Origin of the sequence: Pedobacter sp. GR22-10, assembly GCF_026239715.1 — a bacterium.
GTDB lineage: Bacteria > Bacteroidota > Bacteroidia > Sphingobacteriales > Sphingobacteriaceae > Pedobacter.
This window is the reverse complement of record NZ_JAPIVR010000003.1, coordinates 605,046-629,662: the sequence shown is the minus strand read 5'-3', so window position 1 is coordinate 629,662 and position 24,617 is coordinate 605,046. Positions and strand designations below refer to the sequence as shown.

Annotated in this window: 23 protein-coding genes; 16 read left to right on the top strand and 7 right to left on the bottom strand. The window is 38.7% G+C overall.

The features are described 5' to 3' along the window. Positions 1-149: 149 nt before the first annotated feature. Positions 150-2,645 carry a M14 metallopeptidase family protein gene (locus tag OQX64_RS15475; protein ID WP_265819421.1) on the bottom strand — a complete coding sequence of 832 codons (2,496 nt, stop codon included), beginning with the start codon at positions 2,643-2,645 and terminating at the stop codon, positions 150-152. Positions 2,646-2,728: 83 nt separating this feature from the next. Between OQX64_RS15475 and OQX64_RS15470 the strand changes: the two genes are divergently transcribed. Continuing rightward, positions 2,729-4,027, top strand: a complete 1,299-nt coding sequence (locus OQX64_RS15470) for a UDP-N-acetylmuramoyl-tripeptide--D-alanyl-D-alanine ligase (protein ID WP_265819631.1) — start codon at positions 2,729-2,731, stop codon at positions 4,025-4,027. A 55-nt stretch (positions 4,028-4,082) separates the two neighbouring features. Here the strand turns inward: OQX64_RS15470 and OQX64_RS15465 are convergent, their stop codons facing one another. From OQX64_RS15465 to OQX64_RS15455, 3 genes are read right to left on the bottom strand one after another with little or no spacing between them, the layout of a single operon-like run. Further along, positions 4,083-4,577: a gliding motility lipoprotein GldH gene (locus OQX64_RS15465; RefSeq protein ID WP_088301213.1), complete on the bottom strand. Its 495-nt coding sequence runs from the start codon at positions 4,575-4,577 to the stop codon at positions 4,083-4,085. Further along, a complete protein-coding gene (gene ricT, locus OQX64_RS15460) occupies positions 4,546-6,057 on the bottom strand; it encodes a regulatory iron-sulfur-containing complex subunit RicT (RefSeq protein ID WP_265819420.1) in 1,512 nt (503 codons plus the stop codon). Before ricT ends, OQX64_RS15465 begins: the two co-directional genes overlap by 32 nt. A gap of 2 nt (positions 6,058-6,059) precedes the next feature. Continuing rightward, positions 6,060-7,208 carry an ATP-binding protein gene (locus OQX64_RS15455; protein WP_088301215.1) on the bottom strand — a complete coding sequence of 383 codons (1,149 nt, stop codon included), beginning with the start codon at positions 7,206-7,208 and terminating at the stop codon, positions 6,060-6,062. Between the two features lie 196 nt (positions 7,209-7,404). Here OQX64_RS15455 and ruvX point away from each other — a divergent pair, with 196 nt between their 5' ends. The 7 genes from ruvX to OQX64_RS15420 all read left to right on the top strand — a co-directional run bounded on the left by ruvX (position 7,405) and on the right by OQX64_RS15420 (position 12,334). Further along, positions 7,405-7,821, top strand: coding sequence for a Holliday junction resolvase RuvX (gene ruvX / locus OQX64_RS15450; protein WP_088301216.1), 417 nt, complete (start codon positions 7,405-7,407; stop codon positions 7,819-7,821). An 8-nt stretch (positions 7,822-7,829) separates the two neighbouring features. Next, complete coding sequence (locus OQX64_RS15445; RefSeq protein ID WP_265819419.1) at positions 7,830-8,468, top strand: O-methyltransferase; 639 nt, start codon at positions 7,830-7,832, stop codon at positions 8,466-8,468. A 64-nt stretch (positions 8,469-8,532) separates the two neighbouring features. Further along, on the top strand, positions 8,533-9,207 hold the full coding sequence (locus tag OQX64_RS15440) for a glucosaminidase domain-containing protein (RefSeq protein WP_265819418.1): 675 nt from the start codon (positions 8,533-8,535) through the stop codon (positions 9,205-9,207). Between the two features lie 48 nt (positions 9,208-9,255). Continuing rightward, positions 9,256-10,092: a glucosaminidase domain-containing protein gene (locus tag OQX64_RS15435; protein ID WP_088301219.1), complete on the top strand. Its 837-nt coding sequence runs from the start codon at positions 9,256-9,258 to the stop codon at positions 10,090-10,092. A 47-nt stretch (positions 10,093-10,139) separates the two neighbouring features. Beyond that, positions 10,140-10,898 (top strand): hypothetical protein, encoded by a 759-nt coding sequence (locus OQX64_RS15430; protein ID WP_265819417.1) that lies wholly within the window; start codon positions 10,140-10,142, stop codon positions 10,896-10,898. Further along, positions 10,895-11,218, top strand: a complete 324-nt coding sequence (locus OQX64_RS15425) for a hypothetical protein (RefSeq protein WP_253249003.1) — start codon at positions 10,895-10,897, stop codon at positions 11,216-11,218. Before OQX64_RS15430 ends, OQX64_RS15425 begins: the two co-directional genes overlap by 4 nt. A gap of 93 nt (positions 11,219-11,311) precedes the next feature. Next, the gene (locus OQX64_RS15420; RefSeq protein WP_088301221.1) at positions 11,312-12,334 is read left to right on the top strand and encodes a DUF3078 domain-containing protein; all 1,023 of its coding nucleotides are present in this window, start codon (positions 11,312-11,314) and stop codon (positions 12,332-12,334) included. On the opposite strand, the gene OQX64_RS15415 is transcribed toward OQX64_RS15420, so the two are convergent. Further along, positions 12,335-13,063, bottom strand: coding sequence for a siderophore-interacting protein (locus tag OQX64_RS15415; protein ID WP_265819416.1), 729 nt, complete (start codon positions 13,061-13,063; stop codon positions 12,335-12,337). A gap of 95 nt (positions 13,064-13,158) precedes the next feature. On the opposite strand from OQX64_RS15415, the gene OQX64_RS15410 reads away from it, so the two are divergent. Then, a complete protein-coding gene (locus OQX64_RS15410) occupies positions 13,159-14,148 on the top strand; it encodes a helix-turn-helix transcriptional regulator (protein ID WP_088301223.1) in 990 nt (329 codons plus the stop codon). A 62-nt stretch (positions 14,149-14,210) separates the two neighbouring features. Here the strand turns inward: OQX64_RS15410 and OQX64_RS15405 are convergent, their stop codons facing one another. After that, a complete protein-coding gene (locus OQX64_RS15405; RefSeq protein ID WP_265819415.1) occupies positions 14,211-16,634 on the bottom strand; it encodes a DUF5916 domain-containing protein in 2,424 nt (807 codons plus the stop codon). Between the two features lie 604 nt (positions 16,635-17,238). Here OQX64_RS15405 and ffh point away from each other — a divergent pair. The 7 genes from ffh to OQX64_RS15370 all read left to right on the top strand — a co-directional run bounded on the left by ffh (position 17,239) and on the right by OQX64_RS15370 (position 24,280). Next, complete coding sequence (ffh, locus tag OQX64_RS15400) at positions 17,239-18,579, top strand: signal recognition particle protein (protein ID WP_265819414.1); 1,341 nt, start codon at positions 17,239-17,241, stop codon at positions 18,577-18,579. A gap of 212 nt (positions 18,580-18,791) precedes the next feature. After that, positions 18,792-20,330 carry a YifB family Mg chelatase-like AAA ATPase gene (locus tag OQX64_RS15395; RefSeq protein ID WP_265819413.1) on the top strand — a complete coding sequence of 513 codons (1,539 nt, stop codon included), beginning with the start codon at positions 18,792-18,794 and terminating at the stop codon, positions 20,328-20,330. A gap of 446 nt (positions 20,331-20,776) precedes the next feature. After that, the gene (locus OQX64_RS15390) at positions 20,777-21,187 is read left to right on the top strand and encodes a GxxExxY protein (RefSeq protein ID WP_265819412.1); all 411 of its coding nucleotides are present in this window, start codon (positions 20,777-20,779) and stop codon (positions 21,185-21,187) included. 278 nt (positions 21,188-21,465) lie between these two features. Then, a complete protein-coding gene (locus OQX64_RS15385; RefSeq protein WP_265819411.1) occupies positions 21,466-21,801 on the top strand; it encodes a hypothetical protein in 336 nt (111 codons plus the stop codon). 661 nt (positions 21,802-22,462) lie between these two features. Beyond that, the gene (locus OQX64_RS15380; RefSeq protein ID WP_088301372.1) at positions 22,463-22,834 is read left to right on the top strand and encodes a hypothetical protein; all 372 of its coding nucleotides are present in this window, start codon (positions 22,463-22,465) and stop codon (positions 22,832-22,834) included. Between the two features lie 113 nt (positions 22,835-22,947). Continuing rightward, a complete protein-coding gene (locus OQX64_RS15375; protein WP_088301229.1) occupies positions 22,948-23,517 on the top strand; it encodes a Crp/Fnr family transcriptional regulator in 570 nt (189 codons plus the stop codon). Positions 23,518-23,602: 85 nt separating this feature from the next. Then, positions 23,603-24,280, top strand: coding sequence for a type 1 glutamine amidotransferase domain-containing protein (locus tag OQX64_RS15370; RefSeq protein ID WP_265819410.1), 678 nt, complete (start codon positions 23,603-23,605; stop codon positions 24,278-24,280). Positions 24,281-24,342: 62 nt separating this feature from the next. Here OQX64_RS15370 and OQX64_RS15365 read toward each other — a convergent pair whose 3' ends face one another. Next, complete coding sequence (locus OQX64_RS15365; RefSeq protein WP_088301231.1) at positions 24,343-24,591, bottom strand: hypothetical protein; 249 nt, start codon at positions 24,589-24,591, stop codon at positions 24,343-24,345. Positions 24,592-24,617: the final 26 nt, after the last annotated feature.

Sequence of the window (24,617 nt, the reverse complement as noted above, 5' to 3'; positions counted from 1 at the left end):
TTTCTTTGTGGTCCAAAAAAAACCAAAATCAGCAGGACATATTGTACAATTTACACTTAGGCACCATAAAAATAAAGCCTGAACGAATTTAAATTTATAAAATTATCAGAAAAGACTGTTTTTAAACTGTAAAGGCAGGGTAAAACCAGTTAGTATCTGCAAAATACCACATTACTAAAAAGCGTTTTTCCGCTTTCCCAAAAATTTCTGAATAAAGGATCATTAGCCAGATAAACCACTGTTCCCCGTCCAAAATTCTGTACACCGATCAGCAATCCTGATTTTAACTCCTCCCGCACTTTTTTACCCACTACCCCGGCCATTAAGCTTTTATCATTTAACAGGCCAACATTCCAGCCTTCTGCAAATGGTTCGTATATTTTTCGATCGGTTTTTAAGGTATAATAGGTTTTCCCCAAGCCATATGCAAAAGGATGGGTAGGATCAAAGTTCACCTTATAGATGGCACCTGGAATTGCAAATTCGTAATCATCTTTGTCCTTATCCTTAAAAAGCAGTTTATTTGGTGCTGGCTTTTCATCTTTTTTAGCCATTACTTCTTTCTTTTTAATCTCAAATCCTTTTTTATCCAATACACTTTCAATTGCATCTTCCATCAAAATCAGTTTACCCCCCTTATTCAACCAGGAAGTTAAGCCGTCTCCAATAAAAGCACTGTAACTACCATCAGGCAGGATCAGGGTATTCACTTTATTGATATCTAAATTGTTGATATCTTTAGCGGTTATAATGCATGCAGCAAGATTGAGATCATGTTCCAGGTAAAACCAAACCTCACCAAAAGCCAGTGAAGAGACTTCATTTCCTGAAACAATAGCTACTTTTGGTTGCTTCAGGATAGGATAGACGTTCGATCCAAAATCTTTTCCTTTCTCTACAAATCCACTGGTAATGCCCATCACAGGCTTATTAAGTTGTCTGGCAACCTGTACAATTTTTGCCCTTAAATCTTTCACAGATCTTTCATTTTCTGTCCGGAATACGATTAATGTCCCGGCAGGATATTCCTTTCCTGAAACGGTAAAAGGTTGGTCGGCCTGGCGGACTTTAATATTTTCCTTCTGCAAACCATTTAAAAGCTGCGCATCTTCTGCTGCTCCCCAGGTAAACAACCAGGCCAGAGGTTTTTCTATATCATTTGCCACCTCTTCAGCAAGGGCCGGATCAGGATATTTTCCCTTAAAGTTTTCCTTACTTGCATAGCCTTTTAAAGCATAAACATATGGCAAAGCCCAGGCAGTAATATCATAAGTATTGGAATCCGTCACCAGCGTCTGTGGTTCCAGTAAAACATTAGCCAGCACTGATCGTTGCTGCTGCAGGTTTACAATTAAATCATTCCTGCTTACCGTAAAATTTTCTTCTTTCTGCGTATCATAATCGTATCCTTTTCCTGATTTTTCACCCCCGTAAGCAAACTCAATTTTATTCTTTTTTAATAATTCAGCCAATTTCATTTGACGAGATAAATTACTGGCCTTAATGACAAAGGTTTTATACACCCCCGGGATGCTGGTTATTTCATGCTGAAAGTATTTTTTATATTCTTCCAATAACCTGTTATGATTTTGAGAAGCAACTTCTATGGTAGACATGCCGGTGGTAAAATGATGCGCAATCCTATCTTTTAAAGTTAGTGTATCACCATCATTGGTAACAACAGATAAACCAGCCCTGATCCCTCCCTGCTCATAGGTCATTCCGATGGAGCCATTATATAGCGGATAAGTGTCACCATAAGAAGGGTATAACAAGTCGAACCGTTCTTTTGTAAAATATGGCCAGCCCTGCTCATCAAAATATTTAGCATTGTTCTTTCCTACAATGACCTGAAAACTTTTTTGCCAGGGTGTGATGTCCTGATGCACCGGTTCTGCTGCCGGAGCAAAGTAATAAGGCTCATTATAGCCCTGTTCATGAAAATCTACATGTACCTGCGGCAACCATTCATTATACAAGGCCAGCCTCTGCTGACTTTCAACCTGTGTCTGCCAGGCCCAATCCCGGTTTAAATCAAAATAATAATGATTGGAGCGTCCTCCTGGCCAGGGCTCAATATGCTCCCTTGCCGTAGGGTCTGAATTAGGTGTCTTACCAACTACACTGTTAAAATAATTTACATACCGATCCCTTCCATCCGGATTTAAGCAGGGGTCAATCACGACTACCGTATTTTTCAGCCAGCTTGCAGCCTGTTGATTGGTGCCGGATGCCAGGGCATAAAGCATTCTCATTGCTGTTTCGGTAGAATTAGCCTCATTGCCATGCACATTATAACTCAGCCAGGTAATTACAGGCTGGCTGCTTAAATTAATACTATTGGCTGCGCCAGATGCCAGCTTTAAATTATTTTTTTGGATCTCATCTATCCGGGCTATATTATCTGCAGAAGAAATTACCGCAACCATTAAAGGCCTGCCTTCATTGGTTTTGCCGTAATTAATCAGCTTTACGTTTTTAGGTGCTGCAATTGCAGTTTGCCTGAAGTATTCGGCTACTTTATAGTGCGGGGTAAAATGTGACCCCAGCTCATAACCCAAAAATTCATCCGGCGACTTTACCTGGGCCTTAACAACAAAGACGGAAGCTATAGTAAAAAATAAGAGGATAAGGCCTTTCTTCATAGAGGAGATAAATTTATCTAATATACTAATTTGTTATTTGTTGCGATGAAAGCTTAATTTTACAGTAAATTTTTATGAAAATCATGATTACCACTGAAAAGTTATACAGCCATTACCAGAAAAACCCCAATATTTCTACAGATACCAGAAACATTACTGCAGGTTGCATCTTTTTTGCATTAAAAGGCGATAACTTTAACGCAAATGAATTTGCAACCCAGGCGATTGAAAAAGGTGCGGCTTATGCAGTGATTGATGAAGAAAAATTTGCATCTGACCAATGTTTATTAGTGGATGATGTACTTACCGCACTTCAGGACCTGGCCCGCTATCACCGGCAGCAAATAAACATCCCCGTAATTGGTTTAACCGGCAGCAATGGCAAAACAACCAGCAAGGAGCTGATTAATGCGGTACTATCAGAACAATACAAAACTTTTGCCACCTTCGGTAACCTGAATAATCATATTGGCGTACCGCTTTCTATCTTATCCATTACAAAGGATGTGGAAATTGCGGTGATTGAAATGGGCGCCAATCATCAGAAAGAAATAGAATTGCTTTGTACCATTACCCAACCTACGCATGGCATCATTACCAATGTGGGCATGGCCCATTTAGATGGCTTTGGCGGATTTGAAGGTGTTAAAAAAGGCAAGGCAGAACTTTATGCTTATCTTAAAGTGCATAACGGCTATACTTTTATCAACCGTGACAATGCTTACCTGATGGAAATGAGTGCAAAAGCCGGCCTAAACAAACTCATTTACTACGGTACTGAAAATGGAAATACCATTAAGGGAAGCTTAAAAAGCAGTGACCCTTTCATTGAAATCGATTGGACCAATCATGACGTCGCTTCAACTGTTAAAACAAATTTAACCGGAAGCTACAATTTCGAAAATATCCTGGCAGCAATCTGCATCGGCGACTTCTTTGATATGAGTCCTGATCAAATCAACACAGGTTTAGCAGGTTATCAACCTAAAAACAACCGTTCCCAACTTACTAAAACAGAAAAAAATAAGGTGATTTGCGATTTTTATAATGCCAATCCAAGCAGCATGTCTGCGGCACTGGGTAACCTCTCAGCCCTAACTGCTGATCATAAAATCGCAATTTTAGGCGACATGTTTGAATTAGGGCCAGAGTCGGCAAAACAGCATGAAATTATTGCCACACAAGCTTCAGAAAGTGGAATTGACGAAATTATATTAATTGGGCAGGATTTTTATGCCTTTAAAAATGAAATTACCGCTACCTTTTTTCAAACTCCTGCAGAAGCCGCCACATATCTTCAGGAAAAGCAAATTAAAAACAGCCTGGTATTACTAAAAGGCTCGAGGGGTATGAAACTTGAAAGCTTATTGCAGCTTTTGTAAAATAAATAATGATCTGATCAAGTTCGTGAAGAAACGAACCTGATTATGCCCTCGCTTAGTTTTGGCTTTCTTCCACTAAAATGCCCAAATCTACTACTTCCAACAAGGGATTATCCCGCATGTTCTGCTCAATTTCAATACTAAACTTTCCATTTGTCGGAAAATGGAAATTGGTTTGCATCGGAAGTGTATAGCTGAAGATATTTCCTGACCCACTCCCCAGCCATTCCCCGTCATTTTTGGCTAGTTTATATTGATAACGCCTGGTAATGACCTTTTTTCCGGTGTTGAAATGAGCCAGAATAAAAATATTTGAATATTTGTAATCAGCAGTGTGTCTCAGCTTAAAATAGATATTATAAGGCTTGGCATTGTCCTTTATTTCGAAGGCATTAACAATATGGTTTCTATAGGTCCACTTTCTTTCCGGAACTTTAACATTCGAATCGATAATACTGGAAGTACAACCCAGAAAAAGGGATGCACCAAGCAGGAAAACAAGTAAATAAGCTTGTTTTTTATTCAGCAGCAGGTTTATTTTCTGAACCATTATCTTTTCTGCGGTTATTGTTTTTCCGGCGGTTGTTCCTGTTTTTATTTTTGCTTTGCTCTGGTTTTGTACCATCCACAATAGATTCTCCCTCGGCCTTTACAACTGGCTTTGGTGGTTTAGGATTGTTGCCCTGTGGCTTTGGTCCGTTAACATGCTGGGGTTTCTGAACAGCTTGCTGTGGCTTAATACCTGCATTTTGCTGTACTTTAGGCCCGTTTTGCTGAGGTCTGTTATTTGCCTGTGGTTTCGGATTTCCTTGATGAGGTTTAGCATTGGCCTGTGGGCTTTTATCCCCGGCAGGAATCCTTTCTCTTCTGTTCTGGTTGCTGTTTCCTTTGTTTTTCTGATTGCGGTTCTGGTTATTTTTACCTTTTGAACGTTCATCCAACCGGGTAAGGCTATCCTGCCCAACAACATTTTCGTAGTCAAAGGATTTCTCTACCACAACAGGAGCAGCCATCTGAACGGCTTCTTCTTTTAAATTAGGTGCCTTTTTCCCTGCCTTGTTCATGGCCATGATTTCTTTTACGCGGGCTGCTTTAACCGGAATCCAGTTTTCATCACCCTGGTAACTAAACCACATGATCTTCTTAAAAATATCCGTCTTTTGATGACGTGCATAACCTGCTTCGGTATCTAAGTTTTCAATACGGTCAGGAATATCCTTTAACGCATCCAAATAAGTATCCAGCTCATAATTCAGGCAGCATTTTAACTTTCCGCACTGGCCGGCGAGTTTCAGGGTATTTAAAGATAAGTTCTGATAACGGGCTGCAGCCGTTGAAACCGTTTTGAAATTGGTGAGCCAGGTAGAGCAACATAATTCACGCCCGCAGGAGCCAATTCCACCTAAACGACCAGCTTCCTGGCGCATTCCAATCTGGCGCATTTCAATGCGGATACGGAAACTTTCGGCCATTTTCTTAATCAGCTCCCGAAAATCCACACGTCCGTCGGCGGTGTAAAAGAAAGTGGCTTTCGTTTTATCTGCCTGATAATCCACATCACTGATTTTCATCGATAAACGCAGGTCTAACGCAAGTTTGCGAGCCTTATGCATGGTTTCCCATTCCATTTCTTTCGCTGCATTCCATTTTTCTACATCAGCTTCGGTAGCTTTGCGGTAAATCTTTTTTACCACCTGATCCATCGGCGTCTTTCTACGCTTCATTTGAACGCGAACCAGTTCACCCGTAAGGGAAACATGCCCCACATCAAAACCACCCGTTGGTCCTTCAACAGCAACCAGCTCCCCAATTTCGAGGTAGATGTTATCATGGTTTAAGAAAAATTCTTTACGAGAGCCCTTAAATTTTACTTCTGTAACCTGAAAAGGTTTATAATTGGAGGGCATATCCAAATTGGACAGCCAATCGTGCACTTCCATTGTCTGGCATCCACCGGTACCGCATGAGCCATTACTCTTGCATCCATTAGGGGTGCAACCACCACCTGTTGAACAACTTCCACATCCCATAACTAATTGTATATATATTGAGTCCCCGCAGGGAGCGTTTTAAACTTGATAATTTTTACCAGTTGTAAAGATACATCTAAAAAGAGAATTTTTGGGTTTGCATTCCTTTCAATGTGATAATGCGCCTTTTCCAATTCACTGATGATGGCTTCTGCCATAGGTAAACTGAGTACATGTGTACTTAGTTTTTTTGCCGTATCCAATGTAAGCGGGGGTAATTTCACCAGTTCTTCTGCTCCACTGATGATCAGACAGCATTCACGTAAATAATTCACGCCATATCTTAAAAAATTCTTTTGGTTCTCTCTTCCCCATTTTGCTGCCACATCGGTAAAATCAATTAAATCAGGAACCTTATTGCCAAAGCCCATTCTTAACCAGGCCGTAAAGGTACCTGAACTGTCATTTTGAGTATCTGCAGCCAGGGCTTTTGCCTCAATTAAATTTCCATCGGCTAAAAAGGCATAATCAATGGCCTGATGTTCAGTTAAACCGCTGTTTTCTAACAGATAGCCTGAAACCTCCTCATTACTCAATTTCGGGATTTTGACAATCTGTGTTCTGGAAAGAATAGTGGTCAAAATCTGATCCTGGCTTTGTGCTATTAATATAAAGAGGGTATTTGCAGGCGGCTCCTCAATTAATTTAAGTAAGGCATTTCCTGCTTTATCCAGGTATTCGGGCAGCCACATAATTAAAACCTTTGTTTCGGCTTCGAAAGCTTTATAGCTCAGTTTTTTGATGATATCATGGCATTCTGCAATGGGGATATTGGCTTGCTTGTTCGCAGCATCCAGTTTAGAGCGCCAGATATCCATATCGAAATAAGGATCATGCAGAAACATATTCCGCCACTCATCCAGCACATCTACAGCCACTTTTGTATTGGCTGAAGCGAAAAAAGGATAAGAGAAATGTAAGTCAGGGTGAATGAGACGTTCATATTTTCTGCAACTCGAACAATCTCCGCAGCTGTCCTGTTCATTTTTATGATGGCAGTTGATATATTGGGCATAGGCCACAGCCAGCGCTACGGCACCAGCGCCTGCAGGCGATAAAAATAACTGCGCATGGCTCACCCGGTTTTCCCTAACCGTTTGTACCAACTGTTGCTTTATTCTTTCCTGACCAATAATTTCTTTAAACTGCATTTGGTGGCAAAATAAGAAATAGATACGAGAATCACACATTTGTCATGACGAACTTGTTTCACCATCCCTTTTTTGAAATTAAAAAGACACATCAAATGCAAAGTTTAGTGATTATTTCAAAAACCTTACCTTTGGATTTTTAATTTTAACATGGCCTTTATGCGCAATGCAAACCGCCATCTGTAAAAACTAGTTTATGGCCCGGATTCTGGCTTTTGATTACGGAACAAAACGCATCGGTATTGCTGTTACCGATCCGCTGCAGATTATTGCAACCGGCTTGGATACGGTACATCCAAAAGATGCGATTGAATACCTTAAAAAATACCTGGTGGCAGAGCCGGTAGAAGCTTTTGTTCTTGGAGATCCAAAACAAATGAATGGAACGGACTCAGATTCCAAACAACATGTTAAGGGTTTCGCTACATTGCTCAAAAAAGCTTTTCCTACTATTCCGCAGCATTGGGTTGATGAACGTTTTACTTCAAAAATGGCACATCAGGCCATTATGCAAAGTGGCTTAAAAAAAATGGACAGGAGGGATAAAGATCGCGTAGATACCATTGCCGCGACCATCATTTTACAATATTTTATGGAAACCAACCGTTTATAACCGAATACATGAGCCTCATAAACGACGATTTACAAGATCTTTTAATTCATTATTGCGAGCCTGAAAGCCAATTGCTGCAACAAATAGACCGTGAAACAAACCTTAAGGTTTTAATGCCACGCATGCTTTCCGGACACTACCAGGGCAGGGTGTTGAGTATGCTGAGTAAAATGATGGCACCAAAGTGCATCCTGGAAATCGGCACCTTTACGGGCTATGCGACCTTATGCCTCGCAGAAGGCTTAACCAAAGATGGGATTCTTTATACTTTGGATATTAATGTTGAACTGGAGGATATGGTACGGCAGCATTTCGCCCAATCGCCATATGATAAACAGATTAAATATATCCTGGGTGATGCCACTAAAACAGTAACTGATTTAGACGAAACCTTTGACATTGTATTTATAGATGCCGACAAGAAAAATAACGGTACTTATTATGATTTAATATTTGACCAGGTTCGTCCGGGGGGGATTATCATTGTGGATAACGTATTATGGAGCGGCAAAGTACTTCAGGATAAGCAGGATAAGGATACGAAAAACATTACAGACTTTAATGACAAAATAGCTGCAGACAAACGCGTGGAGAAATTAATTTTACCCGTACGAGATGGCTTGTTTGTCATCAGAAAGCTGGATTAACTATATAATTGTTTAAAACGGGTTAACTACACAAAATATCAGTTAACTGATTAACCAGAAGAACATGAAAATCATATTTACATTTTGCCTCCTACTTTTTAGTGTAATTATTATTAAAGCACAAGATACAGATGAGTATATTTCCGAACATGTAGAATGTGCACAAGAACTCATGCATGACCATAAAATACCGGCCAGTATTATTCTGGCGGTGGCTATTCATGAATCGGCAGCGGGAAACAGCAGGGTAGCGCAACACCTGAACAATCATTTTGGGGTTAAAGGCCCTAACAACAATGCCGAAATTCATTCGGCCTACCGGGATTATGCAAGTGACGAGGATTCTTACAATCACTTTGTAGAAATCATGGAAACACGTGCACCATTTAATAGCCTGTTCGACAAATACGATCAATATGATTATAGAGGCTGGGCCAGGGGCATTCAAAGATCTGGTTATGCACAAAGCCGCACCTGGGCAAGTCAAGTCATTAACCTAGTTAAAAAATATGAGCTTTATCAGTATGATGACCGCCCTGCAGATTATATTGAACCTGTTCATGCCAAACCCCTTTACCACCACAAAAAAAGGCATGTATCTTCAAGAAGATATATTGTAAAAGCTGGTGACAATTTAAATCTGATTGCCAAAAAGAAACATACAACGGTTAAAGCCATTATGAAAAAAAACGGCCTGAAAAGTATTAAGCTAAAGCCAGGACAAAAAATTAAGTTATAATCCCCCCGAGATAGCATTGCCCAAATCAATTAATCCCTGATCATTACCATGAAATTCAACTTCGTATATATTGCTTTTGCCGTATTGATTTTAAGTTCTTGCGGAACACGTAAATATTCCAAAAACAATAAACAGATTGAAAAGGCGGCAAACAAAGCCAATAACAATACTTATAAAAGCTATAATACCTTAAGTTATATAGACGAATTTAAAGCTGTTGCCGTAGAGGAAATGACTGCTAACGGAATCCCTGCAAGTATAACCCTGGCGCAGGGCATCCTGGAATCGGGCAGCGGAAACAGTGATTTAGCCAAATATGCCAATAATCACTTTGGAATTAAATGCACTTCGGAATGGAAAGGAAAAAACTATTTCCGTGATGACGACCAAAAAAACGATTGCTTCCGGGTATATAAAGATGCCCGCGAATCGTTCAGGGATCACTCTGAATTTTTGAAGCGGAAGCGTTACAGTTTTTTATTTCAGCTGGATAGAAATGATTATAAAAGCTGGGCCCAGGGTTTAAAAACGGCCGGTTATGCCACCAATCCAAAATATCCTGATTTATTAATCGGCGTGATTGAAAAATACCAGTTGTATCAATACGATCAGCCGGAAAGCGAAAAACAAAAAATTGCCAGGGAGGATCGTGTTTTTACTGAAATCAATCAGAACATCCCAAAAGAAAAAGAAAAGTTTGCTCCGGTTGAAACCCCGCCGCCAGGCGCCAAACCCATCATAGCAGACGGCACTTATACGGTGGTTAAAGGTGATACTTTATATAATATTGCAAAAAGATTTAACCTGACTGTGGATGAATTGAAAATGCTTAATGAAATAACCACTGACAGTATCAGACTTGGCCAGGTGCTTAAGGTTAAATAATGTTAAGCCAGAACATTCCGCACAGGATATTTGTAGTTTTGTAACTCATGAAACTTTTTGCTGCCTTAATATTTTTAGTACTCAGCTTCTTTTCGATGCTTACTCATGCACAAACCAAACCTGTGCAGGGCCTCGTTATTGATAAAGAAAGCAAACAGCGTTTGGCAAAAGTTTATATCTATAACCTCCGCACCGGTGATGGGCTGTATAATAATACAAAAGGGGAGTTTAGTACCGCAGCCATTCCCGGCGATACACTTGTAGCCGCTCTTTCAGGATATGGTGTAGATACATTGGTTTTTCACGGTCAGCCGACAGCCTATTTTCAATTGAAATCTTTGGGCATCAGGTTAAGGGATGTGGTTATTCAGCAAAAAAGGTTAACTCCACAACAGCTTTACGAAAAATCGGTTCAGGAATACCGTTATCAAACCAAAAAAGGCAGCAGCAAAGATCTGATTAATCTGGGAACCGGAGGTGTTGGCTTAGGTATTGATGCCATTTATAATTTATTGAGTAAACAGGGTAGAAATGCCCGTCATCTTCAGAAGATACTGGAAAAGGATTATCATGAAGATTTAATCAGCTATCGTTTTAACCCTAACTTAGTGCAGCAGGTATTGGGCATAAAAGATACAGAACTGATTGATTTCATGCAGCAATACAGGCCTACGTACCAGTTTGTACTGGATGCCGATGATTATTCCTTTAATATATTCATCAAAAATGCCTACAGGAGTTACCGCCTGAATCCCAAAGCCTTACAATTGCCGGAGTTACCAAAAATAACAATCGAGAAACTGTGAAAGCACCCATTTTGATTGTAAAAAACTTACCCGCGGCAGGCATGGCTATTTTCCCGTTTATACTGCTCAAAAATGAAAGGCTTAAACAGGACCAGGATATCATTAACCATGAAAAAATCCACCTCCGGCAACAGCTGGAATTATTGATTTTACCTTTCTATATTTTATACCTGGTTAATTATTTAATTAATTTCATTCGGTATCAGGAGCACCGTAAGGCCTATTTAAGCATTGTTTTTGAAAAGGAAGCCTACCATTATGAATCAGATATAAACTATCTTAAAAAACAGAACTGGTATGGATGGATAAAGCTGCTGTGATGTTTGGCTTTTAAGTACAAAATTCATCATTAACCCGTGATTCATTCTCTTAAAACTTTTGATCTATAATTTTTTTCGTTTTCTTTGTAACCCATGAAGAATTGTTTAGCTGCCCTAATCCTTATTCTAAGTATCTGCTCTATAGATTTATATGCACAGGAAATTGACACTATTCCGATCAATACGAAAGACCTGAATATTAAATTAAAACGGAGTCCGTTACCGAACAGGCAGGGGCCTTTAAACTTCGAACCGGTAAAAATCCCCCCTTATATTGTTAATGCAAAAGTAAATTATTGGAAAACCACCACATCAATAGGAATAAACGTTAACCAGGCGCAGTTCAGCGATAACTGGAAAGGTGGTGGTGTAAACTCAGTTGCGGTTGGAGGTTTATTGAACTGGAAAGCAGAATACAATAAAAATAATTATAGCTATGTGAGTGAAGTGATTTTACAATATGGCAAAATCAAAAATAAAGACCAGCTGCAAAAGAAAACGAATGACAGGATTTTCTGGGACAACAAAGCATCATTTCAATTATCTAAAAACTGGTATTTCTTCGGTTCCATCAACTTTGAATCGCAATTTGATAACGGTTTTTCTTATGCTACCGTAAACGGGACTGAAACCGCTACACTGATTTCGAAATTTATGGGCCCGGGTTACTTAACCGAATCTATCGGTTTCGAATATAAACCATCCAAATATTTTTCCACCCGGTTTGGTACCGGTACAGCGCGTCAGACCTTTGTGTTAGACCAGGAGCTTTTTAATGACCCGGACCCCACTAAACCACCTAAAACATCGGTATATGGGGTTGACTATGGTAAAACGTTTAAAAATGACCTTGCCTTCCAGATCGTATCTGCATTTGACAAAGACATTTTCACCAACACCAACCTGAAGGCCCGTTATGCAATGCTTATTCCTTATGAAGATTTTAGATGGGGTAGAATTGACCATAGACTTGATATTGCCTTAACAGCTAAAATCAATCGTTTCATGAACACCAGTTTAACCGGCATTGCCCTGTTTGATGAAGATACCGGCACCAACAGGATACAAGCCAGTCAAACCCTGGCATTAGGCTTTGCTTTTGTTTTTCCGAGGTAACTAGCCTCCGGTTTTGCCATTTTCCCAATAACAGGTGGTTTGGATTTGCTTGTGATGAACCCCCATCTCTTTGAGATACTTTTTAAATTTCTGAACAGATTTACCTCTACCCGTAAGATAAAAGCTTGCCCCTTTCCACATTTCCCAGCATTTGGGATGCATGTTTTTCATCCATTCTATGGCATGTTCTGCCGGGGAAATCATATTTGAAGGTACTACGTCAATCAATAACCCCAGCTGTGCCAAAGCCTGATCATTTTCTTCGTTCATTTCTAAAATACCGAAGTATTCCTGTGCCAAATCCTGCGCGGTTTTACCAAAAGATTCATACAAACCGATGCTGGTTTCATCACCAAAAAAGAAATGCTGGTTGGAATCGAAATGATACTTTACTTTAGCCTGATCTGCAATAAGTTTAACGTGATCGCCCATTTTTATATTTTCCGCCCAGTTGCTTCCTGCACCTTTCCGGTTTAAAAAAAAGATAATCCGGCAGGTCCCTGTTTCCTGATCAAAGTCAGAAAGGGTATAATGTCTGTATTCGTTTGCATTTACCCTAAACAAAACCTCTTTTCCGGGGATGAAATCCATATCTAAAAAATCTCCCTTAAATGTGATTGCTTTAATATTATTGCTGAGCATCCTGGTATCAGCCACTTCAACTTCAAATATCTTGTTGCTGATTATTTTTTCCATTGTATCAGCCAGCCATGATGGTAATTTCGGCATCGTGTAAATTGTTTAGTAACTTTAAACAAAAGTAATGGTCAAATACTGAATGCATTTTACATCAAAAGGATTAAAACTTATATGAAAGGGATTTTATGTCTTTAAGTATTTACGATAAATCAAACCAGCAATATGTTGTTAACCATATGATTGATCAGGCCGATATAAACCAGCCATTGGTTACGGAGCGAAAAGAGAAATTTAGCTTTCCTTTTGGCGATGCAGAATTTGTACAGATTGCTTTCTCAGGTATTTTTATTGTTTATGGGGATGTTTTGGTAAAGGAAAACCAGTTGCGAATAAAGTCTTTTGATGATGCGGAGTTGGTAGAGCTTCATTTTTCAATCAAGGGAGGGGGCATTTTAGAGAATTTTCTAACCAAAAAGAAAATAGCCATGAAAGCCAATCAGCATAATATTATTTACACCCCACATTTTGATGGAATTGCGAAGTTCAATACGGATAGATCACACAAATTTTTTGAGGTTCATTTTCGCCGGGATAAATTTGTGGATCTAACCAGTGATAGCAGTTCCCTGTTAAAGAGATTTGGCGACACCATCATGAACAATAAACCCATGGCAATTTCCGCTGATAATCTACCCATCAGCATAGCCATGTATGCCTGTATCAATGATATCATGAACTGTACCTTTACAGGTGGCCTGAAGTTATTGTTTCTGCAATCGAAGTGTGTTGAGCTACTGGCACTGCAGGCACAGGCATTTGAGTATGCAAATAAAAGATCAGTGACAAAGACTTTAAAATCAGATTACGATAAGGACAGGATTTATTATGCCAGAGAGTATTTGCTTCAGCATGCCCATCATCCGCCATCTTTAACCGAATTAGCGAAGGCTGCCGGGATTAATGAGTTTAAACTAAAAAGGGGCTTCAAAGAAACCTTTAACCATACTGTTTTTGGTTATTTAAGCGACTATAAACTGATGAAAGCAAAGGCACTCTTAGCTGATCATCAGTTAAATATTAAAGATATTTCAGATCAATTAGGCTATTCGTCCGTTCAGCATTTTAGCCATGCATTTAACAAAAAATTTGGGGTGAGTCCGGGCAAAGCGAGGTAGGCTGGTTGGAAATCCAAAATCCTTAGTCGCGAATATTTAAACGATGATCATCTGAAAAAAGTTCAAGCCTTCTTCCTCTTCTTCTTCAGGTCCAAATAATCCACAAAATATAACACCTTAACGGATAGGCTGTTGTTTTGGGGCGCATTTAAAATTCCGCTGAGGTTTTTGTTATACCGCTGCCTGTAAAAATTATCGGATGTTTCTGCAGCATCTTTATAAGAAACGGAAAGTGTACTTCCGGGTGCAAACTGCCAGATGTAAATCAAATCGATATTAAATACATTATAATTGCGATCCATACCATTTAAAGCCGGCCCCTCGTAATCAGTTAAATGTCCATCCGGTTTCAGCAGGTAAAAATCCTTGTTTCTTCTGTCGCTCCAATAATGTCTGAGCACAACGGTTACCCCCATTAAGTTGGTAAAAGTGTATTTGGCATCAAAAGAATTCTCAACGGTTCTCCTGTCATATTTAGAAAAGATGGCCTGACTGTTCTGATTGGTTACCCAATTTACATAATTATAGTTCGGATTGAAGCTTAAATCAAGTCCAAATGCCACCTGATCATTTAGCCTGAAGTTTTGAAACAGATAGAAGTTGTAAGATTTACCTGCAAAAAGCTGCTGTTCCTGGTAGCGGATATTCCCGCCAAAATTATAGGCCTTTGCACGATTTGGATTAATGTAAAGCGCCAGGCCAAAACTTTCCGGTGCTTTATAAACCTGGCCATTTCTGGCTTCATAGAAATCATTCCTCTTAGCGTCATAATTTACATTCAGTTCTGCCGACCATAAATTTTTAAACCGTACATAAGATCCCGTTTCTATGCCGAGGCTTTGATAATCGCCAGGAGTAGCTCGCCTGGAATAGGTCATATTGAACCAGTTTTGCCATTCATTATACCATTTACCAGGTTTAAAAACATTATAACCCAGCCCAATCCGCTGATCCAGAAAGTTGTTGTTGGTAAAAAATCCCATGTCTGAGGGATTAAACTGATCATCCGCATATACCTGATTATAACTCCAGGTAAAATTTCCGCTTTGCTTTCCAAAACGAAGGGTATAGCTATAGCCCGTATGTACTTCTTCGCCTTTCAGATTACTCATTTTACCATTCCCATTGATAAAATATTTGTTCCCTTTGCTATTTAAGTTGAGTAATAAAGCGGTAACATTCGCATCATATGCGCTTCCCTGCCGTAGCACATTGGTATTGATAAACGTTGCAGAGCTGTTGTTTTTTAATGACTGATCAAAAACCAGTATATTATAATTGGTTAAGGGTTGTGTTTCTACCTGTCGAAGGTTACCTTGTGCATCTTCCACTTCTGTTTGCATGCTGTTGGTGATTGCATTAAAAATTCCGATTCCTAAACCTTTAGCCGTACGCCCTGAAATTTTAGTGGCGTTTAAAACCTTTGCTTCGGTCTGGTCTTTTACAACTTTGTCGGTTCCATTAATTCCACTAAAATCATGATAAGCCGGAATTGAGCCTATACGCTTGGAATAAAATAAATCGCCCTTATTAAACAATTCTGTACCTTCTGTAAAGAACTGCCGGTTTTCATTAAATTTAACTTCAAAGGGCGTCAGGTTTAAGATGCGGTTATCAGACTGCACCTGACCAAAATCAGGCACCAGTGTCATATCCAGCGTAAAACTGTTATTTATACCATACTTTACATCCATGCCACCATTAAAGCGTGATGTGGTATTCTTAACACCTGGCAAATTGGCCGGGTAGTGGTTGATATAGCCTGAAACATATGGCGAGAATGAAAGCCGCAGGGGTGGTTTGATGTTTTTAATGCCTGTAAAAAGCCCTTCCTGGTTAATGAAGCCATTTACTTTGGGATCTACAAAATTCCAGAATGATTGTGTATTGGTTCGCTGAATGCGCCGGCTAAAATTAATTCCCCAGTTTTGAATGTCCTGGCTTGAAAAGCGCAGTGCCGAATAGGGGATCTTCATTTCGCAGGTCCAGCCTTGCTGATCAATTTTAACAGCACTTTCCCAAACCGCATTCCAATTGGGATCTTCATCGCCTACCTGCGAGTATTTGGCATCGAACTGAACACCTGCAGCAGTAACGAAAAATCCGTTTCCATTCATTTTATCATAAAAAGGATCTAAAATAACCGAGATAAAATCGGCATTTCCAATCTGATCCCTTGAAACCAGTTCATGTGATACGCTATCCGGATGATCGTACATCCGGGCATAAACATAAATGGCCACATCATCATAAACTACTTTCACTTCCGTACGCCGGTCTTTCGCTTCAACCCTCCCCGGGACAGGGCGAATTTCAAAAAAATCTGTAGCAAAAGGTACATTATTCCAGCAGGCATCGTTTAAAATGCCATCAATTTTGGGTGTTTCAATTGTTCTTACCGCTTGAAGTTCCTTTTGTTTAGCAGGATTCTGGGCAGCACAATAAGCATAAAGAAATATAAAAATAAGGGAGAACCAGCGTTTCATCGATTTAGTTTAGTTAAGCATAAGACCAACACCATTACAAAATGTTGCATCAAAAAAAATTAGGTGGTGTTTCAGACCGAAGAATGATTGCCTAACCGCTCCTTTTAATTAATCTGTACAACATCAAAAGGATTTAAACTGCATTGAAACGGATCTGATCCACACTGATTTTAGCTGACATACAACAGCATAACCGTTTCTACGGACTTTTGACGCACTTAAGCCGGGGTTTCGTCGGACTTATGACAATTCCACCCGAGCAAAGTGCAACTTAAATAAGGCGAAACAATGAATAAAAGCTCCATCTGTAGTGATGCAGGCCTTCATCAGCCCTTAAGCGATCAAACTGCAGACTATTTAATTAATGAATCGGCGTGGATTGAGTATAAAGCAGTTCTGACAATAGTTGTTTAAATATAATTTTTATAAGGTATAAATCAGGCAATGGAAGTATCTCACCTATGCAAGGATAGATGTAAACATTCATTTTTAAAAAGATTTTTGACTTTGAGTTGCAGAGATTTACAATCAAAAATTGATACATTTGCTTTTCATTAAAAAGTAGCCTCTACCTTCAGGTAAGAGGCTGTTAGCTTATAAAAAGATGTTTGATAATTTACAGGACAAGCTAGACAGGGCATTTAAAGTATTAAAAGGACAAGGCAGCATTACGGAAATCAACGTGGCAGAAACCATGAAGGAGATCCGTAAAGCTCTATTAGATGCCGATGTTAACTATAAAACCGCTAAAGCATTTACTGATGATGTAAGGCAAAAAGCATTGGGCCAGAACGTGCTTACCGCCGTTTCACCGGGTCAGTTGCTTACCAAAATCATGAACGATGAACTTGCTGCCTTAATGGGCGGGGAGGTTAAAGAGTTAGATACTAAAGCAAATCCAACCGTTATACTAATTGCTGGTTTAAATGGTGCAGGTAAAACTACTTTCGCCGGTAAACTGGCTTTACATTTAAAAGGAAAAGGAAAAAAGCCGCTATTGGTGGCTGGTGATATGTATCGTCCTGCAGCGGTAGATCAATTGGAGGTTTTAGGAACTTCAGTAGGTGTATCTGTTTATGCCAACCGTGAATCTAACGATCCTGTTGGTATTGCTTTGGAAGGTATTGCACATGGTAAACAAAACGGCAATAATGTGATCATTATTGATACTGCCGGTCGTTTAGCGATTGATGAGTCGCTGATGGATGAAATTTCGGAGGTGAAGGCAAAAACCCAACCACACGAAATTTTATTTGTAGTGGATTCAATGACTGGACAAGATGCCGTGAATACTGCAAAAGTATTTAATGACAGATTAGACTTTACCGGCGTTGTTTTAACCAAACTGGATGGAGATACCCGGGGGGGTGCTGCACTATCCATTAAATCTGTTGTAAATAAACCCATTAAATTTATTGGTACCGGCGAGAAGATGGAAGCACTTGATGTGTTTTATCCGGATCGTATGGCCTCCCGTATTTTAGGTATGGGTGATGTGGTTTCTCTTGTTGAACGTGCACAAATGCAGTTTGATGAGAAGGAAGCAGCTGAACTGCAGAAAAAAATCCGTAAGAATAAATTTGATTTCAACGATTTTTACAGCCAGATTCAGCAAATCAAGAAAATGGGTAACATGAAAGATTTGATGGGTATGATTCCGGGCGTAGGCAAGATGATGAAAAATGTGGATATCCAGGATGATGCATTTAAATCTATCGAAGCCATTATCAACTCTATGACACCATTTGAGAAAGAAAATCCTGATGCCATTCAGCAAAGCCGCCGTTTACGCATTGCCAAAGGTTCAGGAAACAAGGTAGAAGAGGTGACCAAACTGATTAAGCAATTTGAAGACATGCGCAAAATGATGAAGCAGTTTTCTAACCCCGCAGCCGCAGCCGCAATGATGAAAGGCATGCCGAAAATGCCGTTTGGAAAAAGATAGGCATAAACTGAAAGCTTAAAGCAAAAAGCGACTACAGGATATTAAATATGTACATCCCGATCAGAAATGGTTGGGATTTTTTTATTAAAGGGGGAGATTGCCTCAGCTGATTAGTTTCCGAAAATTTATAAATTAAATATTTATTTCTATATTAGAATCCGATTATTCATCCCCGAATAACATAACATCCCGTTTTATTTTTACGATAATTCATGCTTGTAAAAACTTACGGAAGCGCTGTTTTTGGCGTAAATGCACTCACCATTACCATTGAGGTCAGTATCAGTGGAGGCAACAAATACTATATGGTTGGTTTGCCCGATAATGCCGTAAAAGAAAGTTTACAACGGGTGGCAAGTGCCATCAACGTTGCTGGTTTTCGGATGCCAAAACAAAAGATAGTGGTTAACCTTGCACCCGCTGATCTTAGAAAAGAGGGTTCGGCATATGACTTACCCATTGCTATTGGCATTTTAGCGGCTTCCGGTCAGATTCCGCCAGAAGAACTGGAAAACTACTTCATCATGGGTGAGCTTTCATTGGATGGCACCATCCAACCCATTAAGGGCGCTCTGCCTATTGCCATCCAGGCGCAGGAAGATGGTTTTAAAGGTTTTATTTTGCCAAAACAAAACGTATGCGAAGCAGCCATTGTTGATGGATTAATAGCCTATGGTGTTGAAACCTTATCGCAGGTAATCGCGTTCTTCAATAAAAGTATGCTTCTTGAACCGGTTAAGATTAATACTCAAGAAGAATTCCTTAAAAACATTGGCAATTATGAACATGATTTCGCAGATGTTAAGGGGCAGGAAAATATTAAAAGGGCCTTGGAAATTGCCGCCGCTGGCGGACATAATGTAATTCTGATTGGTCCTCCCGGAGCAGGAAAAACCATGCTGGCAAAACGCTTACCCACTATCTTACCTCCATTAAACCTACCAGAAGCGCTGGAAACCACTAAAATTCATTCTGTAGCCGGGAAACTTTCTGCAGCCGATGCACTCATGACTGTTCGTCCCTATCGGTCGCCACACCATACCATTTCTGATGTTGCTCTGGTTGGCGGCGGAATCAATCCTCAACCGGGAGAAATTTCTCTGGCACATAACGGGGTATTGTTTTTAGATGAATTGCCAGAGTTTAAACGAACTGTTTTAGAAGTAATGCGGCAACCCCTGGAAGACCGTAAAGTAGCCATTTCTAGGGCACGCTTCTCAGTTGAATATCCTGCAAGCTTTATGCTGGTGGCTTCCATGAATCCATGCCCTTGCGGTTTTTATAATCATCCGGAAAAAGACTGTGTTTGCGCTCCGGGTGTTGTACAAAAATACCTTAGTAAAATATCAGGTCCGCTTTTGGATCGCATCGATTTACATGTGGAAGTTACACCTGTCAATTTTTCTGAGCTGGCTTCATCCCGTGAAGCGGAAAAAAGCGAACACATCCGGAAACGGGTTATACAGGCCAGAGAAATTCAGGATCAACGCTTTGCTGGCAAAGCAGATTTGCATTACAATGCACAAATGAGCCCGAAAATGGTGCGCAAAGTTTGTCAGATCAGTGAAGCAGGAACGGCGCTGCTAAAATCAGCCATGGAAAGTTTGGGTTTATCTGCCCGCGCATACGACCGGATTTTAAAAGTAGCCAGAACCATTGCAGACCTAGATGGCAGCGAAAATGTGGCGCTAGAGCATTTGGCAGAATCAATTAATTACAGAAGTTTAGACCGCGATGGATGGGCTGGGTAAACAATTATCATGAACAGCGCAATATACATGGTTTAAACTTGAAATGGTGAGCATCCGATATCGTAAATCCATAAACTCAACATATTATCATTTACAAAACAAATCTGTATGACCTCATGGCAAAGAATAATAACCATATAGGAATATAGCACATATAGCAAAATCTATAAAAATGATTATTTAAGATAATCTATATGAATTAAATGCCTATATGGTCTAAAATAAACATACTTGGACCATATAGCAAATCTATAAAACCAATTATTTAAGATAATCTATATGAACTTAATGCCTATATGGCCTAAAATAAACATACCTGGACCATATAGCAAACCTATAAAACCAATTATTTAAGATAATCTATATGAACTATACGGTTCAAAAATAAATACGGTTAACATACATACTAAGAAATAAATGAAATTCATATACTACTAATCCAAAAAATGACTAAAACATATTTACGAGAAATAACCTATAATGTTATCGGTGCAGCAATAGAAATTCACAAAGCCCTTGGACCTGGCCTATTAGAAAGTGTATATCATGAGTGTATGAAACACGAACTGATGCTTAGAAATATAAACTTTATAACTGAAGTTTCAATGCCCGTAAGGTATAAAGAAATAGAGGTGGCTGCCTATTTAAGGTCTGATTTGTTAATAGAAGGCTGCCTGGTGGTTGAAGTAAAAGCATCAAAAACAATAGAACCTATTTTTGAAGCCCAGGTATTAACCTACATGAAGTTATTAGAAGCGCCCCAGGGATTGATCATAAATTTCAATTGTGTCAATATTTTTAATGATGGACAAAAAACTTTTGTTAACGATTTTTACCGAAACTTAGATGATGAATAACAACTCTAATGATAATGCCTATCCAGACATTAACGAAATCAATAATTGCTTACATTAACAATAAATGACTATTTTCATCCAACAAACGCTCGCTTATGAAATGGTGCCTATATGCATCATGTATAATTCTTCTTTCCAGTTGTGTTTCATTAAAGCAAACAAAACAAGATGGAATCAGAAAAATTTCTGACTTAAGCGCCTTTAATGGCAATTATTCCAATAAAATAAATTCTTCTGATTCAGCTAACTCACTATGGAATCAATTAAGTTTAAACCATATGCCCGCATTTAAAGCCGAAGGTGAGAGAATTGAGCTCCAGGCCATAGGTAAAAACAAAATAAAGGCAATATTATTCTTGGATGGCAAACAAAAATCAGAACTAGCTGTGAAAGGCAAACTCAAGAATAATTACTTTGTATCTGTCCATAAGCGAACCATTATCCCGATTCCATTTATTTTTGGGAAATTTAAAAACAACCAGTTTCAACTGGCATTAAGTGAAAATAATGCACTACAGGTAGACAAGTTAAATAATCAATGGGGTTGGGTCTTTATCTTTCTAGCTAGTCACGATCAAACAAAGCATTACGAATATAAATGCCTGTCAAAATGAAATGACTGTATGACATCAATTTTTCAACCAATCCCAAAATGGAAGGCTCCACTGCTGGTAGGAGGTTAAAATATCTCAATCGAAGCAATATTTTTATATGAACCAATTGATTATTATAAATCCCTTGATTTTCGCTCCGCCTGTATTTTTTTAATATTTTGAAAATTAACGATCAAAACCGGAAGTAATACGATAGCTATTACTGTTGATGCCGTGAAACCTCTTTTAAATGATAAAGATATATATTCAAAAAAGAACAATAGCAATAACGTACCAGCAAGTAAATAAATCACAGCACTTAAATGTTTTTCATTTTTAAGTTACTCCTTATCACTCATTTCAGTAAATTTATTTCTACTCATTTTAAAATAGCGGCTTCGTTTCCTGATTTCTCTACACAAAACTAAACAGTTTGCCGAATTAATTCAATTCATTGACCATAATAAAAATTTCATTTTGAAAATTTTAAAGAAGCAAACAATCATCAGTTAAAAACATAATAAACAGCTATTTACACATAAAAAATAAAATTTAAGTTTAATCCTTTAACAGATAACACCAACCCTGAAAAAAATCTTTTGGCATAGTGGTTGTAAACAGCCTGTTACATTTAAACAGATTCTGTAGATTATTTTTCCAGATTCAAATTGAAAAACATTTTATGAAAAAGACAATCCAAATTTTCAGCATGCTATTAATAGCATTAACCGTGATGGTTTCATGTAAGAAAGATACTGACCCGGCAGACAAAGATTTCTTTGTAGGTACTTACAGAGGCAGCGTATCTTACACAAAAGACGGTAACCAAATTACCAGTACTGATGGTAAAGTTACCGTAACAAAAGTTAATGATACTTACAGCTTCTTTTTCGGAAACAACATTCCTGATATTACAGGTGTTAAATTTCAGGAAAGTGGTAATACCTACGTAAGTATTGGTACCGGTGTAATTGGAATTACCATTGATGCCAGTAGCCTAAAAATTGGCGTTTCCAATACAAATGGTACCTGGACGGCCAACTGTACCCGGTAAGATTTTAAAGAAGCATTCAAGTCCCGACAAAAATCGGGACTTTTTCTTTGCCTTAATATTTTAAATGCGGATATAACACCAAATCAGATTCTAAATTTATTTAGATTTATAAAATGAGTGTTGAATTAAGAAAACATATTGAAGAAATTGTATCGCTTACTGATGAAGAATTTGAACAGATTAACAGCTACTTTAGGTTCAGACAACTAAAAAAACATCAGTATTTAATTCAGGAAGACGAGCAGGTAAATAATATCTATTTTGTAATCAGCGGACTTCTAAAAGCCACATATAATGATGCAAGCGGCAAAGAATACATTATTCAGTTTGCAACAGAAAACTGGTGGATTTCAGATTTTCAGGCTTTTTATAATAACGTTAAATCAATTACCAATATCAGTTGCCTTGAAAATGTAGAACTGCTTTACATCTCCAAAGAAAACCTGGATAAAATATGTAAAGAGAACCATAAAATGGAGCATTTTTTTAGAATAAAAAATAGTTCTGGTTATGTAGCGCTGCAACAAAGAATTCTTTCTTTGCTTACCACCAATCCGAAAGAACGCTTTGAACAATTCACCTCCCAGTATCCTCAGCTGGGGCAACGTTTATCTAAAACGATAATTGCAGCATACCTTGGCATTTCAAGAGAAAGCCTGAGCAGACTTTCTTCAAAAGTGTGATTTAATGCACAAAAAAATTGTGACTGAAGTCCTGTGCCAGGGATAAACTTTGCCTTAAATTTGAATAACATTAAACATTAATGATATGAGTAAAAAAGTTTTATTCGTGCTTACGAGTCACGACGAATTAGGAAATACAGGTAAAAAAACAGGTTTTTGGTCAGAAGAACTGGCAGCTCCATATTATGCATTAGCAGACAAGGATGTGGAAGTTATATTGGCTTCAGCAAAAGGCGGTCAGCCACCAATTGATCCAAAAAGTGAAGAACCTTCGTTTCAAACTGATCATACGAAAAGAATGGATAACGATACTGTTCTTTTAGATAAACTAAAAAATACAATTCCATTGGATGAAGTAAAAATGGAAGATTATGATGCCGTATTTTACCCTGGCGGTCATGGTCCGCTGTGGGATCTGGCAGAAAGCAGTACTTCACAAAAACTAATTGTTGATTTCTATACCGCAAATAAACCTGTTGCCTTTGTATGTCATGCGCCTGGTGTATTGAAAGATGTGAAAGTGAATGGTGAATATTTAGTTAAAGGTAAAAAAGTAACAGGCTTTACCAATACTGAAGAAGAAGGTGTACAATTAACTCATGTGGTACCTTTTCTGGTAGAGGATACGTTGATTAAAAATGGCGGAATTTATTCTAAAATAGAGGATTGGAATCCCTACGCTGTTGTAGATGGTTTATTAATAACAGGCCAGAATCCGGCTTCATCAGAAAAAGTAGCAGAAGAATTATTAAAAATGATTTAAAAGCTAAATAGCTATTCTACTGGTTGCCGGCTTAGCAACCAGTAGAATATTCAAGCTCTTTATCATTCCTCTTCCTCATCTTCTTCTTCCGGTACATATTTTTCAATGGCCTGCCCAATGGCATTTACCTCTTCATCTTCCTCAAAAATGGGAAGTTCTGTTTTATAATCCATTTTCAACCAAATGGAAGAAGTATCTTTTTGAATCTGAATATATTCTCTTCCATCTTTAAATATGGTGTAAGAGTCATTTCCTTCTGGGAAAACAGAATAATTTACCGGGCCTATTTCGATATCAAATGGTTCTTGCATTACTGAAATTTTTCTACAAAGATATA

Excerpts from the sequence above, each read along its gene's own strand:
- OQX64_RS15455 (WP_088301215.1), bottom strand. The coding sequence starts at position 7,208 with ATGCAGTTTAAAGAAATTATTGGTCAGGAAAGAATAAAGCAACAGTTG.
- OQX64_RS15445 (WP_265819419.1), top strand. The coding sequence starts at position 7,830 with ATGAGCCTCATAAACGACGATTTACAAGATCTTTTAATTCATTATTGC.
- OQX64_RS15410 (WP_088301223.1), top strand. The coding sequence starts at position 13,159 with ATGTCTTTAAGTATTTACGATAAATCAAACCAGCAATATGTTGTTAAC.
- OQX64_RS15465 (WP_088301213.1), bottom strand. The coding sequence starts at position 4,577 with ATGGTTCAGAAAATAAACCTGCTGCTGAATAAAAAACAAGCTTATTTA.
- OQX64_RS15470 (WP_265819631.1), top strand. The coding sequence starts at position 2,729 with ATGATTACCACTGAAAAGTTATACAGCCATTACCAGAAAAACCCCAAT.
- ruvX (WP_088301216.1), top strand. The coding sequence starts at position 7,405 with ATGGCCCGGATTCTGGCTTTTGATTACGGAACAAAACGCATCGGTATT.
- OQX64_RS15380 (WP_088301372.1), top strand. The coding sequence starts at position 22,463 with ATGAAAAAGACAATCCAAATTTTCAGCATGCTATTAATAGCATTAACC.
- OQX64_RS15415 (WP_265819416.1), bottom strand. The coding sequence starts at position 13,063 with ATGCCGAAATTACCATCATGGCTGGCTGATACAATGGAAAAAATAATC.
- OQX64_RS15420 (WP_088301221.1), top strand. The coding sequence starts at position 11,312 with ATGAAGAATTGTTTAGCTGCCCTAATCCTTATTCTAAGTATCTGCTCT.
- ffh (WP_265819414.1), top strand. The coding sequence starts at position 17,239 with ATGTTTGATAATTTACAGGACAAGCTAGACAGGGCATTTAAAGTATTA.
- OQX64_RS15365 (WP_088301231.1), bottom strand. The coding sequence starts at position 24,591 with ATGCAAGAACCATTTGATATCGAAATAGGCCCGGTAAATTATTCTGTT.
- OQX64_RS15405 (WP_265819415.1), bottom strand. The coding sequence starts at position 16,634 with ATGAAACGCTGGTTCTCCCTTATTTTTATATTTCTTTATGCTTATTGT.
- OQX64_RS15475 (WP_265819421.1), bottom strand. The coding sequence starts at position 2,645 with ATGAAGAAAGGCCTTATCCTCTTATTTTTTACTATAGCTTCCGTCTTT.
- OQX64_RS15430 (WP_265819417.1), top strand. The coding sequence starts at position 10,140 with ATGAAACTTTTTGCTGCCTTAATATTTTTAGTACTCAGCTTCTTTTCG.
- OQX64_RS15370 (WP_265819410.1), top strand. The coding sequence starts at position 23,603 with ATGAGTAAAAAAGTTTTATTCGTGCTTACGAGTCACGACGAATTAGGA.
- OQX64_RS15440 (WP_265819418.1), top strand. The coding sequence starts at position 8,533 with ATGAAAATCATATTTACATTTTGCCTCCTACTTTTTAGTGTAATTATT.
- ricT (WP_265819420.1), bottom strand. The coding sequence starts at position 6,057 with ATGGGATGTGGAAGTTGTTCAACAGGTGGTGGTTGCACCCCTAATGGA.
- OQX64_RS15435 (WP_088301219.1), top strand. The coding sequence starts at position 9,256 with ATGAAATTCAACTTCGTATATATTGCTTTTGCCGTATTGATTTTAAGT.
- OQX64_RS15390 (WP_265819412.1), top strand. The coding sequence starts at position 20,777 with ATGACTAAAACATATTTACGAGAAATAACCTATAATGTTATCGGTGCA.
- OQX64_RS15385 (WP_265819411.1), top strand. The coding sequence starts at position 21,466 with ATGCCCGCATTTAAAGCCGAAGGTGAGAGAATTGAGCTCCAGGCCATA.
- OQX64_RS15395 (WP_265819413.1), top strand. The coding sequence starts at position 18,792 with ATGCTTGTAAAAACTTACGGAAGCGCTGTTTTTGGCGTAAATGCACTC.
- OQX64_RS15375 (WP_088301229.1), top strand. The coding sequence starts at position 22,948 with ATGAGTGTTGAATTAAGAAAACATATTGAAGAAATTGTATCGCTTACT.